General features: G+C 30.4%; 19 protein-coding genes. 10 read left to right on the forward strand and 9 right to left on the reverse strand.

What is annotated here, in order from left to right; translation table 11 throughout:
• Positions 1-177: 177 nt before the first annotated feature.
• A complete protein-coding gene (locus ABGB03_RS02970) occupies positions 178-849 on the forward strand; it encodes a M15 family metallopeptidase (protein ID WP_347924703.1) in 672 nt (223 codons plus the stop codon).
• Here ABGB03_RS02970 and ABGB03_RS02975 read toward each other — a convergent pair.
• Together ABGB03_RS02975 and ABGB03_RS02980 are read right to left on the reverse strand one after the other, a co-directional pair.
• Complete coding sequence (locus ABGB03_RS02975; RefSeq protein WP_347924704.1) at positions 846-1,634, reverse strand: PhzF family phenazine biosynthesis protein; 789 nt, start codon at positions 1,632-1,634, stop codon at positions 846-848. The two genes, ABGB03_RS02970 and ABGB03_RS02975, sit on opposite strands and share 4 nt — an antisense overlap.
• Positions 1,634-3,307, reverse strand: coding sequence for a D-aminoacylase (locus tag ABGB03_RS02980; protein WP_347924706.1), 1,674 nt, complete (start codon positions 3,305-3,307; stop codon positions 1,634-1,636). Before ABGB03_RS02980 ends, ABGB03_RS02975 begins: the two co-directional genes overlap by 1 nt.
• A gap of 303 nt (positions 3,308-3,610) precedes the next feature.
• Between ABGB03_RS02980 and ABGB03_RS02985 the strand changes: the two genes are divergently transcribed.
• From ABGB03_RS02985 to ABGB03_RS02995, 3 genes are all read left to right on the forward strand, one after another.
• Positions 3,611-4,087: an Hsp20/alpha crystallin family protein gene (locus tag ABGB03_RS02985; RefSeq protein ID WP_347924708.1), complete on the forward strand. Its 477-nt coding sequence runs from the start codon at positions 3,611-3,613 to the stop codon at positions 4,085-4,087.
• 96 nt (positions 4,088-4,183) lie between these two features.
• Positions 4,184-4,408: a hypothetical protein gene (locus ABGB03_RS02990; protein WP_347924710.1), complete on the forward strand. Its 225-nt coding sequence runs from the start codon at positions 4,184-4,186 to the stop codon at positions 4,406-4,408.
• Between the two features lie 55 nt (positions 4,409-4,463).
• Positions 4,464-4,952, forward strand: coding sequence for a hypothetical protein (locus ABGB03_RS02995; RefSeq protein WP_347924712.1), 489 nt, complete (start codon positions 4,464-4,466; stop codon positions 4,950-4,952).
• A 116-nt stretch (positions 4,953-5,068) separates the two neighbouring features.
• Here the strand turns inward: ABGB03_RS02995 and ABGB03_RS03000 are convergent, their stop codons facing one another.
• Positions 5,069-5,407, reverse strand: a complete 339-nt coding sequence (locus ABGB03_RS03000) for a DUF6249 domain-containing protein (RefSeq protein ID WP_347924713.1) — start codon at positions 5,405-5,407, stop codon at positions 5,069-5,071.
• A gap of 143 nt (positions 5,408-5,550) precedes the next feature.
• Between ABGB03_RS03000 and ABGB03_RS03005 the strand changes: the two genes are divergently transcribed.
• A complete protein-coding gene (locus ABGB03_RS03005; RefSeq protein ID WP_347924715.1) occupies positions 5,551-6,150 on the forward strand; it encodes an RNA polymerase sigma factor in 600 nt (199 codons plus the stop codon).
• Entirely contained in the window at positions 6,119-6,529 is a 411-nt protein-coding gene (locus ABGB03_RS03010) for a hypothetical protein (protein WP_347924717.1), read from the forward strand. The genes ABGB03_RS03005 and ABGB03_RS03010 overlap by 32 nt, the downstream gene beginning before the upstream one ends.
• On the opposite strand, the gene ABGB03_RS03015 is transcribed toward ABGB03_RS03010, so the two are convergent.
• Positions 6,526-7,851, reverse strand: a complete 1,326-nt coding sequence (locus ABGB03_RS03015; RefSeq protein WP_347924719.1) for a hypothetical protein — start codon at positions 7,849-7,851, stop codon at positions 6,526-6,528. The two genes, ABGB03_RS03010 and ABGB03_RS03015, sit on opposite strands and share 4 nt — an antisense overlap.
• Before the next feature lie 131 nt (positions 7,852-7,982).
• Between ABGB03_RS03015 and ABGB03_RS03020 the strand changes: the two genes are divergently transcribed.
• The 4 genes from ABGB03_RS03020 to ABGB03_RS03035 are packed head-to-tail and all read left to right on the forward strand — an operon-like array spanning position 7,983 to position 10,814.
• Positions 7,983-8,531, forward strand: a complete 549-nt coding sequence (locus ABGB03_RS03020) for an RNA polymerase sigma factor (protein WP_347924721.1) — start codon at positions 7,983-7,985, stop codon at positions 8,529-8,531.
• Positions 8,515-9,048 (forward strand): hypothetical protein, encoded by a 534-nt coding sequence (locus ABGB03_RS03025; protein WP_347924723.1) that lies wholly within the window; start codon positions 8,515-8,517, stop codon positions 9,046-9,048. The genes ABGB03_RS03020 and ABGB03_RS03025 overlap by 17 nt, the downstream gene beginning before the upstream one ends.
• A complete protein-coding gene (locus ABGB03_RS03030) occupies positions 9,032-10,192 on the forward strand; it encodes a hypothetical protein (RefSeq protein ID WP_347924725.1) in 1,161 nt (386 codons plus the stop codon). The genes ABGB03_RS03025 and ABGB03_RS03030 overlap by 17 nt, the downstream gene beginning before the upstream one ends.
• Positions 10,193-10,202: 10 nt before the next feature.
• Positions 10,203-10,814, forward strand: a complete 612-nt coding sequence (locus ABGB03_RS03035; RefSeq protein WP_347924727.1) for a hypothetical protein — start codon at positions 10,203-10,205, stop codon at positions 10,812-10,814.
• Positions 10,815-10,826: 12 nt separating this feature from the next.
• Here the strand turns inward: ABGB03_RS03035 and ABGB03_RS03040 are convergent, their stop codons facing one another.
• The 5 genes from ABGB03_RS03040 to ABGB03_RS03060 all read right to left on the reverse strand — a co-directional run bounded on the left by ABGB03_RS03040 (position 10,827) and on the right by ABGB03_RS03060 (position 17,036).
• A complete protein-coding gene (locus ABGB03_RS03040; RefSeq protein WP_347924729.1) occupies positions 10,827-12,032 on the reverse strand; it encodes an MFS transporter in 1,206 nt (401 codons plus the stop codon).
• A 1-nt stretch (position 12,033) separates the two neighbouring features.
• Entirely contained in the window at positions 12,034-12,669 is a 636-nt protein-coding gene (locus ABGB03_RS03045) for an MOSC domain-containing protein (protein WP_347924731.1), read from the reverse strand.
• 133 nt (positions 12,670-12,802) lie between these two features.
• Positions 12,803-14,500, reverse strand: a complete 1,698-nt coding sequence (locus ABGB03_RS03050) for a hypothetical protein (RefSeq protein WP_347924733.1) — start codon at positions 14,498-14,500, stop codon at positions 12,803-12,805.
• Positions 14,501-14,599: 99 nt separating this feature from the next.
• Entirely contained in the window at positions 14,600-15,841 is a 1,242-nt protein-coding gene (locus tag ABGB03_RS03055) for a DEAD/DEAH box helicase (protein WP_347924734.1), read from the reverse strand.
• Positions 15,842-15,917: 76 nt separating this feature from the next.
• Positions 15,918-17,036, reverse strand: a complete 1,119-nt coding sequence (locus tag ABGB03_RS03060) for a serine hydrolase domain-containing protein (protein ID WP_347924736.1) — start codon at positions 17,034-17,036, stop codon at positions 15,918-15,920.
• Positions 17,037-17,131: the final 95 nt, after the last annotated feature.

The following is a 17,131-nucleotide window of genomic DNA, read 5'->3' on the forward strand; positions in this document are numbered from 1 at the left end:
GTACTAAAATTTAGTTTTTAGTTCAATGGATTAATTAATTAATATTTGCGTTATGTAATAGAATTAGAGACCCTAAATCTATCTTCGTAAGATAAAAGCAAATAAGAAAGCCGAGGTTGAGGGACCTCGGCTTTTATTTTATATTATTTTTTAACTTAGTAAATTAAATAATGTAAAATGAAACGATTTTTATTTTTTCTTCTTGTTTGTAGTATTTGGTCTTGTACTTCTCAAAATAAACTTCCAGAAGGTTTTGATTATGTTCGTAATACCATTCCAGATATTCAACTAGAGTTACGATATTTTGGAGTAGATAATTTTATTGGAAAACCTATTGATGGATATAAAAAAAATGTTGCTATTATGTCTGTTGAAGCTATAAAAGCTTTAAAAAATGTGCAAGATGAATTAAAACAATACAATTTATCTATTAAGTTTTTTGATGGTTATAGACCGCAAACTGCTGTAAATCATTTTGTGAGATGGGCAAAACAATTAAATGATACTATTAACAAGCAGAAGTTTTACCCAAAAGTAAAAAAAGAACATCTTTTTGAAGAAGGGTATATATCTTCCAAATCTGGTCATACACGTGGAAGCACAATAGATATGACGTTGGTTGATATTAATACGGGTGAAGAATTGGATATGGGAAGCCCTTGGGACTTTTTTGGATCTGAATCTTGGGTGGCAAACTTGGAATTAACATCACAGCAAAGAGCTAATAGAATGTTATTGCAAACTATTATGCGTAAACATGGCTTTAAGTATTATACTAAGGAGTGGTGGCATTTCACGTTAAAGAACGAACCTTTTCCAGATACATATTTTGATTTTCCTGTGAATTAAATGTCTATGGTACCTTGAAGATATTTTACTGCTGTACCTCTTATAAATATACGATTACCTGCAAGTTTGCAAAATAGCTCCCCTTTGCGTTCTGAAATTTGAAGTGCATGTAATTCATTTTTCCCTAATATATCTGCCCAAAAAGGAACTAATGTACAATGTGCCGAACCAGTAACAGGGTCTTCAAAAACAGCAGCTCCAGGCGTAAAAAACCTAGACACAAAATCTGAAGTATTACCTTTTGCGGTTACAATTATACCACCAGGACTTAAATCAATCTGTTCTAAAATGGAAGCACTTACTTTTAAATTTTGAATGTCATTTTCAGTATCATAAACCAACACATAATCCCTTGCTTTATAAACTTCAATAGGTTGTACACTTAGTGATTTTGAGATAATTTCTGGTAGTTCGCCTTTACTTGGTGGGCGAGAAGGTAAATCCATCTCTAAAAAATCTTCATTTTTAGACACTATCAATTCGCCACTCAATGTTTGAAAAACTACTGTGTCAAAATTATAATCCAAACAATTTAAAATCACAAAGGCAGAAGCTAAAGTTGCATGACCACAAAGGTCGATTTCAATTTCAGGTGTAAACCAACGCAAATGAAATACATTATCGTGTTTATGAATAAAATAGGCAGTTTCTGCAAGATTATTTTCTTTAGCAATATTTAATAATGTTGCATCTGGAAGCCATTCGTTTAATGGACATACAGCTGCTGGATTTCCTCCAAACAACTGGTCAGTAAAAGCATCTATTTGAAATATGTTTATGGTCATTAGTTTTCTTTGTATCCTGGACCTCTAACTACTTGTCCTGGTAATGCTCCTGTGTGTTCACCATCTTTTAAAACTTGCTCTCCATTTACAAATACATGTACCATTCCAGTTGATAATTGATGAGGTTCGGCAAAGGTGGCATGGTCTTGAATTGTTGAAGGGTCAAATATAGCTAAGTCTGCAAAATAGCCTTCAGTTAGATTTCCTCTATTTTTAATTTTTAAATTAGTGGCTGGCAGCTTAGTTAGTTTATAGATGGCTTCTTCTAGCGGAATGACTTTCTCGTCTCTTACATATTTACCTAACACTCTTGAGAAATTACCATAGGCTCTGGGATGCGGATTTGAGTTTAAAAACAATCCTTCAGGAGCGATGGAACCTGCATCACTACCAAAGCTCATATAGGGTAACGCTATTTGTTTTTTTACGTTGTCTTCACTCATCAAGAAATAAACAGTTCCAACACGACTACCATCTGCGATCACTAAGTCCATGGCTGTTTCTTCAGGATTTTTTCCATGGATTTTGGCAACTTCAGTTAATGTTTTTCCTGTATAATGCCTTAAGCTGTCGTTACTAAAACCCACTAATAATAGATTGTCTGGTGTTCCAGCGGCATACATTAAGTTTTCCCATTCATCCGTTGGTGTGATCATTTCTTTATAAACACGTTTTCTAATCTCTGGGTCTTTTAAGCGTTCAGCCCATTTAGTATAGCCTCCTTCTTGAACCCATGGTGGCATTGAGGCATCTAAACCTGTTGCTCCAGCTGTATAGGTGTACATATCTGTTGTAATATACAAACCTGTTGCTCTGGCTGAATCAATTTTTTTAACGACAGCGTCAAATTTACTCCAGTTATCTTTTCCTGCCATTTTAAGATGGTAAATTTCTGCTCTTATATCTCCTTCATCAGCAATTCGTATAAGCTCATCCATGCTTTCTAATAAACGATTGCCTTCACTACGCATGTGCGAAATATACATGCCATCATATTCCGAAGCAACTTTACAAAGTTCAATCAATTCTTCAGTTGAAGAATAAAATGCAGGCGCATAAATTAATGACGACCCAACACCAAGTGCGCCATCTTCCATGGCTTCTCTCACCATGTTTTTCATAGATGACATTTCTTCATCTGTAGGTGGTCTATCTTCATAACCTATATGATTTACACGAACTGTAGTCGCGCCAATAAAGGATGCCACGTTTGGTGAAACACCACGCTTTACAAGCGATTGTAAATATTCGTCTAAAGTTGTCCAATCAATATCGAATTTTAATTCGCTTTGATTTTCTTGCCATTGTTTTTTTCTGTCTTCTGTAAGTGGTCCCATAGACGATCCTTCTCCAAAGACTTCTAAAGTGACACCTTGACGAATATCGCTTTGTGATTTACCATCTGCAATCAACGATTCGGTTGCCCAAGAAAGCATATTAATAAACCCAGGAGCAACCACTAAACCTGTAGCGTCAATCTCTATGTTTCCTGTGGCATTTTTAAGTTCTCCAACAGCAGCAATGGTATCTGCATTAATACCAACACTACCTATATAAGTTGCATTACCTGAGCCATCTGCAATCGTACCATTTTTTATTAAAACATCGTAATTAGTAGGAGAGGAGCAACTGCTAATTATTATTAGCAATAGAAGGAATTTAATAGATTTCATAATTGGTTGGTTGTTGAAAAATTAAAGTTATGAAAAAAAAGGGATCAGTTAGCAGAATTGAATTATGCTTTTATCTAATAAGCTCATTAATTAAGTAGGAAAGACATAAATGTCAAGATGGCATTTTTAAAATAAAAATCTGTCAAATTGTTCATTATTAGTCGATAAGAGCTTCTGTTTATGTGAAAATATTCTTAAAAAAATAAGCTTCTACTCATTTTGGTATTTTGTTTGTATATGACATATTGAAATCAATTATAGGTTTCAAATTTGAAATAATGTTTAATTTAAAATTTTGTAATTATGAGCAATTTAGTTAATGTTCCTAAAAATGGAAGTTTAGCAAACACTAATTCAAATACAAACTTCCAAAATTGGTCAAATTGGTTAGATGATATCTTTAACAGAGACTTACCATCTGTATTTACTTCAAATTTTAATACAGGTATTTCTTTACCAAAAGTAAATATAGAAGAAACAGCTGATGCTTTTATAGTAGATATGGCTGTACCTGGTCTTAAGAAATCTGATTTCCACCTTAATCTTGACAATCAATTATTATCAATCTCAACAGAACTAAAGGAAGAAAAAGAACACGAGGAAAAAAATTATACTCGTAGAGAGTTTGGATATTCTTCGTTTAAAAGGACTTTTACATTACCTGAAAGTGTTAATGAAGATAAAATAGATGCAAGGTATAAAGATGGTATTTTAAGTATTCATTTACCTAAAAAAGAAGAGGCTAAACAAAAGCCTGCAAGAACCATTAAAATTTTATAATTGTTTACTAAGTTTTAGACTTAAGTGTTGAGAAGGAGGCTGGTTTTTCAGCCTCCTCTTAATAATCAGTACTTAAGTATTAAATAGAATATTACTATGCCTAGAAAATTTAAACCTGGGGATTGGGTGAAAATAAAAGGACATTTGGATAGTCCCAAAATGGAAGTACTCAAATATGTTTCTAAGAAAAACTCATTAGGTTTAAAAAATGATGATAGTTATTTAGAATGTATTTGGTATAAAAATGGGGAAAGATATTCAGAAATATTTCACCAAAATAAGTTAATAAAATTCATAAAAACGGGTGGCTTATATGTATAATTAAAGGTATTGATGCATGATAAGTCATTAAAAAGTATAACTAAAATGTAGGATAATGAAAAAGTATATTTTAATTATAACAGTAGCTTTATTGAGCTTGAGTTGCAATGGTCAAAGCAATAAAGGCAAAAAAGACAATACAAAAGAAAAACAAGAATCTATCGCTGAGCAACCAAAAGGGTCTTGGAAAGTAGATAAAGAGTTTGATGAAAATGGAAATTTAATTAGATATGATAGTATCTATTCTTGGTCTTCCAATAACAAGTTTAATGACTTATCATCCTTTGATAAAGATAGCTTGCTTAAGTCATTTGAATCTAAATTCTTTAGAGGATTTTCTCATTTTGAAAACCAAGGTTTTGAAGATATTTTCTCTAAAGATTCACTTTTTAGTAAGCACTTTTTTAATGATGATTTTTTTGGAAGTGATTTTGGAAAAGATTTTATGGATATTGATAAAATAAGACAACAAATGATTGCAAGACAGAAAAAGTTTTTAGAAAAATACAGATCTGAATTTATTAAACCTCAAGAAGAAAATTAATTAGATTAGAGCATATCTATTGATTGCCGTGATATTTTTTTAAGTATTAAAGCATAAAAAAACCGCTTCGATAATTTCGAAACGGTTTTTAACTTTTTGATTGATTAGGTAGTGTTTTATTCGTCTATTGCTTTTTTTGTTTGCGTATATCCTATAAATAAACCAACTCCAGCCATAAAGAAAATAAGTGAAGGATATATAGCATCTGAATCTAAACTAGAATAGGTGTCTAATAAGGTTGCTACAAATACACCTAAGCCAATTCCCATTAAAAGAAAAGCAAGATTAATAATAATCACTTTCCATGATGAGCCTGCTCGTTTACCAATATTAAAGATACTTGCATCTGCTCCTTTTTCTATTAGCGCTAAACGCTCTTTGTTTCTTGACGAAATAAATAAATAAAACACTCCGAAAATCGATCCGAATATAATTGCCATTATTGCTACTTCCATAATTGTTTGTTTTTAATTGATTATTTTTAATGTGTTCATAGCTTATGACGACTGCTTTTGAATATTGGTTACAAAAAAATTAAAATTTATTTTTTTTCGTAAAAAAGTGTAACCAAACTTAGACTTATATAGTCATAGTAATAATGACCACCAACGATCAAGTTTATATAGAGGCTATTTTAAACGGCGATACCAATGCTTTTTCAGTATTAGTGAATCGTTATAAGGACTTGGTATTCACTTTAGCGTTGCGAATGATGAAGCATACCGAAGAAGCTGAAGAAGCTGCACAAGATACTTTTATTAAAGCTTATAAATCGCTTAACAAGTTTAAAGGCGATTCTAAATTTTCAACTTGGATATATAGAGTAGCTTATAATACGTGTCTAGACAGACTTAAAAAAAATAAAAGACAGCAGTATACTGTTGAAATAAATGAATATACAGAGCATCAAGTAAAAACCTTAGATAATGCTCTAGACAAAATAGAGGCAAAAGAAAAAGAACAAGCTATACAAGATTGTTTAGTATTATTGCCTAGTGAAGATAGTTTTTTATTAACTTTATATTACTTTGAAGAACTATCGTTAGAAGAAATTGGAAAAATTGTTGATTTAAAACCCAACAATGTTAAAGTAAAACTTTTTAGAAGTCGCAAAAAATTAGCGACCATATTAAAAAGGAAATTAGATAACGACATTATTGAAAGTTATGAAGGAACATACAGAGCAGCATTTAGATAATTTAGCAAAAAAGACGATAAAGGCGTCAACATTAAAATCACCATCTATTGATTTTACAGCTAATGTTATGAGAAGTATTGAGCATATTTCTGTTGGCGAATCAATACAATACAAACCACTAATTACAAAGTATGGTTGGCTTGGTATTATTGCTGTTTTAATAGGTGTTTCATTGTATATGATATTTGGAAATGTTGAAGGTTCTACATTGCTGAATACGGTAGATTATAGTGTTATTTCTAATAATAAAGTGACTAATGTGCTTTCAGGAATTACCTTTTCAAAAACGGTAATGTATGCTATAGGTTTCTTTGGATTGGTATTTTTTATTCAAATACCATTAATGAAGCATTATATGAATAAACGGTTAGAATACTAATCTTTAAAGTACCAAAACGGAATTGTTGCAACAGTTCTATAAGTTGTGTCTTGGTTTTGTATAGCTCTTCGTCTTACTCTTAAAACGTGCTTCCCTTCAGTTAAGCTTTTGGTTGGCACATAACTTTCAAACCCAAGTTTTTTATTACTCTCAGAAATAATGAACTCAGGATTATGGACAGTTGTATCAATTTTTACATAGTAGATACTATTGAATGTCTTTATATATTCACGTCGTAGGCTATCATTTTTAGCATTGTCAATAAAAGAATTACCATTATTACTAAAAGTCATATTAGTTCCTATTCCACGATCATCTTCTTTAGGTTTTAAACCTTTGTTGTATGTGTACATTCGGTTTTCAATATTATCCTTAAAAAGAATGAATACTTTTACATAAGGGTCAGTTATTACTTTTGACTGAATAGCAACGTCGTCTATAAATTGTCCTTCAGTCAATAAATTTTCATAATTATTACTGTTTGCAATAATTTCGGTAGAAGTTGAGTTAGCATCAAAATAATTAGAAGTTTTGTATCTAATGGTTTGGGTTAGCGTAATTAGCACATAAAAAGGCACAAGAGCAAAACTCAAGCGTTTACCAAATTTATTATCTAAAAAATTATAGACTAATGGTCTATACAAAAAGGATAAGGTGATAAAGCTAAACACCCAATAAATTGGGAAGTATATTGTTGAAATCCATCTTTTCTTTTTTAGATAGCCAAGGGTTAGAAAATCTATAAGTGTAAAGAACATTCCAAAAACCACAAATAAGATAAGACTTATTCCAACTCCTTGAGATAACCATGTTGGTAAATTATCATTATCAATTAATTGACTAGCAATTAAGGCAATTGCCAAAATAGTAAACGTAATGGCTAACACATAAAAAATAAGTAGAAAAGAAATGGCGAAAATTACGCTACAATAATTTTCTAAAGTAGCAATATACTTATCAAAAGAGCCAACACGTTTCTTTAAATACCTTGTAAATTTTGGGCTATACCTTAAGCTGTCATAATCAATATCTCCAGACACGTAACGTAATCCTAAAGCACCTATCCATAAACCACGCAATAATACATGAAGTAGAAGATTGAAAATTAAAATCTTGCATGAAGCCCAGAGAATAGAATAGATGACAAACGTATAAATTTGTTGTGTAAATTGAGCATCAAAAACCTTTAATTCAATACTTGGAAGTGCAGAAAACAAACCAAAAATGGCAAAACCAGAGATAAGTAATTCCAACTGCCAACTTTCCTCCTGAAGTCTTTTTAATAACTCTTTAAATTCTGGTCTATTGTAATCTTGACTCATTTACCTTTAATTTCTCTAAAGATAATGACTTTGTAAAGAAAGTAAAAAGTTACTTTTAATTTATCTTATCAAAAAATGAAACCTTTTGGCTTTTCTTTCGTTTTTAATTTTGTAAGCACTAACTATAATAAATGAAATCTAACATAGAAATTCTTATTGCTGGAAGCATAAAAAATGATGAGAGATGTAAAATGGAACTCTATGATTCATATTGTGATGCGATGTATAACATAGCTTGTAGATATGTTAAAAATAATGAAGATGCAAAAGATGTAATGCAAGAAGGGTTCTTAAAAGCATTTTTGAATATAAAGAGTTATAAAACAGAGTTTAGTTTTGGTGCGTGGTTAAAGCGTATTATTATAAATCAGAGTATTGATTATTTGAAGAAAAGAAAACTGGAATTAGTTAATACTGAAGTTGAAGAATTACAAATTATTGATACAGAAGATTGGAATTTTAGTGCAAGAATTACAAAAGACCAAATAATTAAAAGTGTTGAGCAATTAAGCGAGAAGTATAAAATAGTAGTGAAGATGTATTTATTTGAAGGTTATGATCATGAAGAAATTTCTCAAATATTAGAGATACCAATAAAGACATCACGAACGCATTTACGACGAGGACGCATAAAACTACAAGAACTTTTAAAAGATAAGAGATATGGAACAGGATATTAGAAAGCTATTTGAAACCGAGGTAGATATTGATAAAAAATTACCAGCTTCACATAGAGATGAGTTTCAAAGAAAACTAAAAGCATCAAAACCAGAACGAAAGCAAAAAAACGATATTCAAAGTGTATTTAAATATGCTGCTGCAATTTTAATATTTGTCACACTTGGCTATGTTTCATTCAATACATTAACAGAAGAGTCAATAATCAAAGAATCTGCTTTGGAACTACAATTAAAAGAAGTTGAAAAGGAATATTTGGAAAATATTGAAAAAGAATGGCAGAATTTTAAGGCATTAACAAATGATGAAAAATTAGTAGAGCGCTATGAAAAAGAACTCAATGAATTAAATGCTGATTATCAAATCATTTCCACACAATTTAAGACAGATAGTCGCAACATTTTAATTGTTGAGAATCTTGTAAATAATCTGCAAAGACGCTTACAATTATTAAAAGACATTCAAGCTCATATAAAATTAATCAACCAAGAAAGCGAACAGTATGAAAACACTATTTAACATCTTGTTACTGCTAATCACAGTAACTCATATTCATGCCCAAAAACATAAAGTTTTACAAAAGGTTTTTGAAACTGATTTAAATACTACAGCAGTTTTTAATTTAACAGGTGTTAATGTGAAAATTCAACCATCAATAGATGGAAAAATGCACTTTGATTATGAATTAAACTTTAAAAACTATTCAAAAAAAGAAATAAAAGAAGAACTTGATAAAATTGAAGTAGAAGTTACAAAGTTTGATAATAATATTCATTTAGAATCAAATAGTATTAGTTCTGTTCATACAAGTTTTAATGTGGAACCTCATATAGGAGTTGTTTTGGAAGATGATTTTTTTAAAAAAAGCGATTCTATAGTGAGTACCTTTAAAAGAAAAACAAAAGACAGTATTCTAAGACAAGTAAATATAAGCCCTATTGACGAAATGAAGAGCTTTTTCAAATACTTTAAAACACTTGATAAAAATGGTAAAAAAGTGAATTTGAGAACTAAAAATGTGAAAGTAAAACGTACTGTGTTCATTATAAAAATTCCTCCTTATGTTAAATTGAATATTTTGGCTGAAAAATCTAACATTTATATAGAAGATGATTTTTTAAATGAGATAAGCCTAACATCTGTTGCTGGTTCGTTTAAAGCAAAACATTTGTCAAATAGTAATAATAATATAGAAATTAACGATGCGCCAATAAAAATTGAAATGTTATCAAATGGAACCTATAAATTTAAAAATGTAAAGAATGGACTTATAGCTAAAGTTGAAAACATTAATATGACTTCAGAATTTTCTAAAATTGAGTTTGGAGAGATTGGAAAAAACGTAAAGATTACAGACTTTAATAGTGAGCTTTGGTTTTATAATTTTTCAAATAATTTTGAGCGTTTCGATATAGATGCAGAATACACAAAGCTTAATTTATTTTATCCGAAAGACGACTATAGTATAGATGCTTTTGGATATAACACTATTTTTTATGCTGGTGAGGCAAAAATTACGATGCAACCAAATAAAAAAGGAGAAAAGTTCAAAATGTTTCAAAGTAAACCTAAAGGGATAGGTGTATTTGCAGGGAAAATGTATTTCGATATTATTCACGGTATAATAAGAGTAGACGACGAGTTTATTAAAATTAATCAATAACAAATAGCTTATGAAAAATTTAGTTTTAACTGTAGCACTTTTGTGCTTCGGAAGTTTAACAGCGCAACAAACTGTACATTTACAAACAGAATATGGCTCAAAAAACAAAGAAGTTCATGAACTTCTCAGGTTTGAAGGTATTGAAATTATTGACTTGAATTTTTCAGGGGAACAATTAAAAGAAAAAGAGTATACCATTTTAATTAAGGAATTTACCAATGGGAGTTTATCTAAAACGGACACATTAATTAGTTCAAAACAAGATGATTACTTGCAGCCTATAGAAAAAGACAATTTTGGTTTTAAATTCTTTGTAAAAACACAATTGGACAATACGATAAAAATGACGTCAATTTTTGATCGCTTTTCTACAAACAAAACATATAATATTAAAGCAACTGATGACAGTTATGCATTACACGATTTTTTAAATGGTACTGAGCCTATGAAAATTGAGATTGGTAAACCAACTTACATCATGGGCTATTTTTTACCATATTTAGATAAAGAAACGGGTTGGAAAAGATATTGTGAGGTTTCAGGAAGCAAATACAATCCTGATGATTGGGGAACGATGTTTAACATCCCTAATTACTTTCTTATTGAAATTACATTTGAATAAAAGAGCCTAACTTTAATCACTAGGCATACGAATTTTAATAACTAATGACGATAAAATAGTGATGCAGCCAATAAGTAAAATAGCATAGTCCATACCAAAAATATCAGCAGTGATACCAGAAATAATGGCACCAATGGCATAGCCTAAGTCACGCCATAGTCTAAAAGAACCAATACTTTCAGCTCGCTGGTTTGGGGAAGTTGCATCAGCAATAGCAGCTAAGAATGTTGGATATACAATAGCGGTTCCCAAACCTAAAAGCGCTGATATGGTTGCTAATTCAAAAAATGTAGTACTATATGGAATAAAAATAATGGCAGCACCTTGCAATAACATGCCCCAAAACAACATGGCTTTTTTAGAATAATGGTCTGCCATTTTCCCTGTGAATAATTGACCCAATCCCCAAACTGTTGGGTAAATAGCTGCAATAATGCCAATGTTTTCTGTAGAATAGTTTAATGATAATAATACCATTGGTAATAAACCCCAAATCATACCATCATTTAAGTTATTAACCAATCCAGCTTGCGTGATTGAACTCAATGTTTTATTCTTAAATGAGGTTTCTATAAATACATTCGTTAGCTGTTCTGTCTTATTAGTTGTATGCTCTTTTTGCATAAATACTCTGGTGTCTTTCACCAAGAAAATAGAAGATAATAATCCAAGAACTGCAATACCAATTCCTAAATAAAAAGGATAAGGTGTAATACCATAAACATCGGCAATATAACCAGTAAAAAAAGCGACGACCCCAACTGCAAAATAGCCAGAAAATTCGTTAAGTCCCATAGCTAAACCACGATTTTTTTCACCAACTAAATCTATTTTCATTACGATAGTACTACTCCAAGTAAAACCTTGGCTAACACCTAATAAAATATTAGCAAAAATCACCCAATTCCAGTGATTGGCATATATTAGAATAAACGGAATAGGCAGAGCAATAATCCAACCAAAAATCAATAAGTTTTTGCGTCCAAATTTGTTTGCTAAACGTCCTGTGAAATAATTCGCGATGGCTTTTGTAATTCCGAAAGCGATTATAAAAGATAAAATAGCTGATGTTGTGGCTACACCAAATTCTATTTCTGCAAACTGCGGAAATATACTTCGTTCCAAACCAACCATACCACCAACAAAGGCATTAACAATAACTAGAATGGTAAATTGTTCCCAGTTTTCTTTTAATCCCAGTTTTATAGAATCTGCCATATTATTTTAAAAAGCGTTTTAATTCTTTACGCTTCTTTTCTGGGATATAGTTATTATTGACTAATAATTGCAAATGCTCTTGATTTTTTTCTCTATCAAAAATAAGTTTAAAGAAATCGGCAATAGAGATACTATTTTTAGCTTTTTCAAACAACTCTATAGTGTCGCCAACAGTTACATTTCCTTGTTTTATAATTCGAACATAAGTTCCAGGTTTACCATGGTCTGCAAATTGTTGCATAATATCTAATGCGCCCATTTTGGCTGCAAAGGTTGTACAAGGTTCTCTAGGTTGCGTTACTTGTATAAAGGCATTACCTACTTTGTAAATATCGCCAACATGCAGTTGTGTTTCATCCAAACCTTCTACAGTTAGGTTTTCACCTAGCATACCGTAATACCAATCTAATTGTGGATATAAGTTTTTCCAATGGGCATAATTATCTGCCGAAAACAAATAACACGCTTTATATTCGCCACCATGTACTTTTCTATTTGATATTTCGTCGCCTTTTACTTCTTCTATATCAAGGTAAATAGGATTAGAGGTTGGCTTTTTAAAAATACCAGTACGTTGCTGTTTGCCGTTTATGGTTACAAATTCTGGTTTAGCTATATTGGTGGAGATTATTTTCAAGGTTCGTTTATTGTGTTCGTGTATGGTTTAGTTGCGGAGAGACTAAGATAGCAAAAAGGAAAGAAACCATTGTTCAGCAGCGAGGATTTTCTGAGAGGAAAATCAGAAGCAATTAGCTGTGCACGTTGTTGGGCTAAGTATTTTTTAGTTCTAATGTTTCTACAATTTCCTTAAAAATGGGTTTTGAAATATCTAGTTTTTTCTTTGTGAAGAATATTTTAGAGAAATATTCAAAATTATTATTTGATTCATGAAGTAAATCTAGACTATTTAATTTTTTGTCTTTTTTTTCTATTGCTTTTATTCTATTATGGTAGAAGTCAATAACCTCTTTAAAAGTAAACTTGTCTCTATTACTCAAATTATTAATAAGGAAAGAAATATTCATGAAAGTCAAATTCTTAATTTGTCCAAATGAGTTTTGTAAATTTTCGTTCATTAGCTTATTCTCAAACTCCTTAATTAAATATTTGTTGAAGCCAGGAGACTCAAAAACATGACTTGTAAAGATTATTATTGGGTAAATAACTAAGTTTTTTGGTTTAATTCTTATTTCCGAATATGATTTATCTTCAAATGGCTTATCTCTTAACTTTTTTAAATGTTTAATAATTTGGCCAGTTCCTTTTCTTTTGGAGTTATATTTTTTATCTATTTCTTCCTTTATTTTTTTATATGAATAGGATTTGATGGCAGTGTTGGCAAAATATGCATCCTTAATTTCGAACAGAAATACATGTTTACCATTCCTAAAATATGCATCTGGAAATCCTTGTTCCTTGTTATCATCAAATTCTAATACTGAATTTTTATTTTTCAGATATTTGGATAACAACTTTTTAAAAAGTCTTTTTTCTGTTACTTCTTGAGCTATAAGGTTTTTGTAGTCTACAAATTTTTCAAATTTTGGATGATTCTTTATTGCAGATTTATTATAGAAGTCAAAAATCAAACCTTCATAAAGCTTATTGGATATAAAACCCCAATTTGAAATTATCAGTTTCTTCTTGTTCTTTATTAGAGGTTTGTTTTTTAATCCAGAATAGTGATTGCTATCAGAAGAATATATTTTCTTGTATTCATTTTCGTCAAGGATGAAGGTGTCAAATAAAGGATGAAATAAATTGTCTTCTTCTATTAAGAAAGGAGGTATTTCCGAGTCTAGTTTATTCCATGAGTTTTGTAGTAAGTTTAGTAATTTTACTATATAGTTCCATATATCTGGCTCCTTATTTTCCGTTAGAAAAATTTCTAGGTTATTTGAGTATTCACTTTGACTGAAATAGTTTAATAAGTTCAAACCTTTTACTAAACCCACTACCGGACTTTCTGTCTGATTAATATCAATTTGATCAACTATAACTGGCCATAAATATTCTCTGAAAAATTTATGCTTATCTGGACTTTCACTTAAATCCTTTGGTTTATATTTTTCATTAATTTTTTTTGTGATAATCAAATACGATTTGAAAAAATTCAATTCGTTAATCGGAGTTGAATCAGAATACTTGCCATCAACATAATGAATTAATACGTGGTGCATAAATTCAAGGTTAATTTTTACTGAAAAGAAATTAATCTCTAGATCTTCTTTAACTAATTTTCTTATGTTATTTGATATTAGAATTTTTGTTTTAGAATCAAATCTTCTGGTTAATTTTTCAAAAATTTTAATTTGTATTTTATTATCACTACTTAGATATAATTCCGAATTGATGTAACCTAAAATTGTTATCACCATTTTTGAAGGTAAATCTTTGAGAAGTAAATCAATATCTGGTTCAGATTCATTGAAAACATCTGAATATGTAGGTGAAGACTTAAGAATCATTTTTCAGAATATTTTGCCCAATATCTTGATATGAACTTTTTCCATTGTTTATATCAGATGTTAAACGAAGGTAGCTGTTTTTTCTTGCAAAGTCAATACTTAATACCAACGCTTCTTTTTCTTTTTAGAAGCCTCACTTTTACGACCTTTTTTATATTTACTTTTTGGAGTTTTAGAAGTGTGAATTATGGGTTTTGCTTTTGGGTCTAAAGGGTAGGGATGGTCTTCAACAACGTCCAATTGTAATTGAATAAGCTGTTGTATGCTTTTTACATACGATTTTTCATCTGCAGAACAAAAAGAATGTGCAATACCTTTATTTCCTGCACGCGCTGTACGACCAATTCTATGCACATAGGTTTCTGGTACGTTTGGTAAATCAAAGTTAATAACAGCATCTAGGTTGTCAATATCAATACCTCGTGCAGCAACGTCTGTTGCGACTAATATATTAACCTTGTTCATTTTAAAATTTACTAAGGCTTTTTGTCTATCACTTTGAGTTTTATCACCATGAATGCTATCTACCAAATAGCCGTTTTTGAGTAATGTTTTTTCAAGTTTATCTACACCAAACTTTGTACGTCTAAAAATAATAATATTGCCTTTTATTGTATTGCGTAATAGATGTAAACACAATTCTATTTTATTGCGTTTTGGCACATAATACAAGGCTTGATTTACGTTTTTGGACGTTGAGGCATTAGGAGTAACTTCAATACGTTCAGGGTTCTTTAAAATAGTGTTTGCTAACTGCTCTACTTTATAAGGGATGGTTGCCGAAAACAATAAAGTTTGCTTAGTCTCTGGACATAGGCGCTCAATTTTTTTTACGTCGTCAATAAAGCCCATGTCTAGCATTAAGTCAGCTTCATCTAACACTAATATTTGCACATAGTCAAGGTTTACCAAATCCTGTTTATGTAAGTCTAATAAACGTCCTGGAGTTGCAATTAATATATCAATTCCTTTTTTAAGAATATCCTTTTGAGGTTCGATAGATGTACCACCAAAAACTACTGCAGATCGCAAATTTGTATGCTTACCATAGGTTTTGAAATTTGAAGCAATTTGTACTGCTAATTCTCGTGTAGGACTTATTATTAATGCTTTTATTTTTTTGCCCTTTTTTGGTGCGTCTTGATAATCAAACAATAATTGTAAAATAGGTAAAGCAAAAGCAGCTGTTTTTCCAGTACCTGTTTGTGCCGAGGTAATGACATCTTTTTTATCTAGTACTAAAGGAATGGTTTTTTCCTGAACAAGCGTAGGGTTATCATAACCAGATTCTGCAATGGCACGTAATAAAGGTTTATTGAGATTTAGGTCTTTAAAGGACATTTAGTGTTGTTTTTTAATGGTGGTAAGATATGAAATTAAGAAGCAACGAACTAAACCCTAAAGTTGTAAAGCAGTTTTATTTTAAATCATTAATTAGTCCCTTAACAGTTTTAATTAATTTATTTGCTGTTTCAAGATCACTTTGATTAGTAATTACCGAAATACCTAAATTATATTTTGGAAGAATAAATAACCAATTTTGACTACCAAAAGCTCCACCATGCATACTATAATAAGTTCCATAATCTTCATTATTTCTAACAGGTAAATAATAAGCTATTTTACGATTTCCGTTCTCGTAAAGAACTCTATGAGATTCAAAAATGGTCTTATTGTTTTTGTCTAATTGTAATTCCATATAGTTAACTAAATCTGGCATTGTAGTTTTTACTCCACCATCGGCTCCATACAGAATAGCTTCGTGTGGTACAAGTTTTCCAGTCATGCCATAACCATTTGCTAAATAGTGTTCTTTATTTTTTGGAAGGTCGATTTGAGTATTATGCATATTTGCATTTTTCTGAAAATACTCTTTTAATATATCATTGAATGGTTTTTTATATACATATTCTAATATTTCTGCCATAAGCTCTGTGTCTACATTAGAATACTCATATTTTTCACCAGGAACAGTATCTAATTTAATCGAGCGCAAGTCCAGAAAGAAATCTTTTTTGCTATAATTCTTTTGAATTTCATATACCTTAAAAGGTAAGTCTTCATTAAAATCACTAAATAAAGCATTAATACTTTCGGGTAAAAACTTTGACATTCTACTTGTATGTGTCAATAGATGTTTAATTCTTATAGGCTCACCGTTATATTCAAAATTTTTAAAGTCTTCTTTTAGATAATTTCGAATATCATCTTCAAGTTTTATTTTCCCTTCTAATACTGCATTTGCTACTATTACTCCAGTAAACGTTTTACTTACTGATGCAATTTCATAAATAGTTTCATCGGTAGGTCTATTTTCTTTTCCTTTATCCAATTCACCATAATGAGATGTATATTTTTTACCATCTTTATAGATGCCTATTGAAGCTGAATTGATTTTTGAATCTAAAAGTAAAGAATCTGCATTCTTATCTATTGAAAGTTGAACTTGATCTATAATTATATCTTTTTGTTTTTCAGAGTTTTTACAGCTTGTAAATGTAATAATGGAGATTAGTAGTATTGCTTTTAATTTCATTTAGTGATTGTTTCTACGTTGTTTTTGATAGACGAATGATAATTATAATTGTTACTTAACTTATATTATATAATAGAAAAACCCACTTCAAATTG

It is taken from the genome of Pontimicrobium sp. SW4 (assembly GCF_039954625.1).
In the GTDB taxonomy this organism is placed as follows: Bacteria; Bacteroidota; Bacteroidia; order Flavobacteriales; family Flavobacteriaceae; genus Pontimicrobium.

Bases quoted from the DNA above. Each gene is read 5' to 3' on its own strand.
- ABGB03_RS02970 (WP_347924703.1), top strand. From the start codon at position 178: ATGAAACGATTTTTATTTTTTCTTCTTGTTTGTAGTATTTGGTCTTGT.
- ABGB03_RS02975 (WP_347924704.1), bottom strand. From the start codon at position 1,634: ATGACCATAAACATATTTCAAATAGATGCTTTTACTGACCAGTTGTTT.
- ABGB03_RS02980 (WP_347924706.1), bottom strand. From the start codon at position 3,307: ATGAAATCTATTAAATTCCTTCTATTGCTAATAATAATTAGCAGTTGC.
- ABGB03_RS02985 (WP_347924708.1), top strand. From the start codon at position 3,611: ATGAGCAATTTAGTTAATGTTCCTAAAAATGGAAGTTTAGCAAACACT.
- ABGB03_RS02990 (WP_347924710.1), top strand. From the start codon at position 4,184: ATGCCTAGAAAATTTAAACCTGGGGATTGGGTGAAAATAAAAGGACAT.
- ABGB03_RS02995 (WP_347924712.1), top strand. From the start codon at position 4,464: ATGAAAAAGTATATTTTAATTATAACAGTAGCTTTATTGAGCTTGAGT.
- ABGB03_RS03000 (WP_347924713.1), bottom strand. From the start codon at position 5,407: ATGGAAGTAGCAATAATGGCAATTATATTCGGATCGATTTTCGGAGTG.
- ABGB03_RS03005 (WP_347924715.1), top strand. From the start codon at position 5,551: ATGACCACCAACGATCAAGTTTATATAGAGGCTATTTTAAACGGCGAT.
- ABGB03_RS03010 (WP_347924717.1), top strand. From the start codon at position 6,119: ATGAAGGAACATACAGAGCAGCATTTAGATAATTTAGCAAAAAAGACG.
- ABGB03_RS03015 (WP_347924719.1), bottom strand. From the start codon at position 7,851: ATGAGTCAAGATTACAATAGACCAGAATTTAAAGAGTTATTAAAAAGA.
- ABGB03_RS03020 (WP_347924721.1), top strand. From the start codon at position 7,983: ATGAAATCTAACATAGAAATTCTTATTGCTGGAAGCATAAAAAATGAT.
- ABGB03_RS03025 (WP_347924723.1), top strand. From the start codon at position 8,515: ATGGAACAGGATATTAGAAAGCTATTTGAAACCGAGGTAGATATTGAT.
- ABGB03_RS03030 (WP_347924725.1), top strand. From the start codon at position 9,032: ATGAAAACACTATTTAACATCTTGTTACTGCTAATCACAGTAACTCAT.
- ABGB03_RS03035 (WP_347924727.1), top strand. From the start codon at position 10,203: ATGAAAAATTTAGTTTTAACTGTAGCACTTTTGTGCTTCGGAAGTTTA.
- ABGB03_RS03040 (WP_347924729.1), bottom strand. From the start codon at position 12,032: ATGGCAGATTCTATAAAACTGGGATTAAAAGAAAACTGGGAACAATTT.
- ABGB03_RS03050 (WP_347924733.1), bottom strand. From the start codon at position 14,500: ATGATTCTTAAGTCTTCACCTACATATTCAGATGTTTTCAATGAATCT.
- ABGB03_RS03055 (WP_347924734.1), bottom strand. From the start codon at position 15,841: ATGTCCTTTAAAGACCTAAATCTCAATAAACCTTTATTACGTGCCATT.
- ABGB03_RS03060 (WP_347924736.1), bottom strand. From the start codon at position 17,036: ATGAAATTAAAAGCAATACTACTAATCTCCATTATTACATTTACAAGC.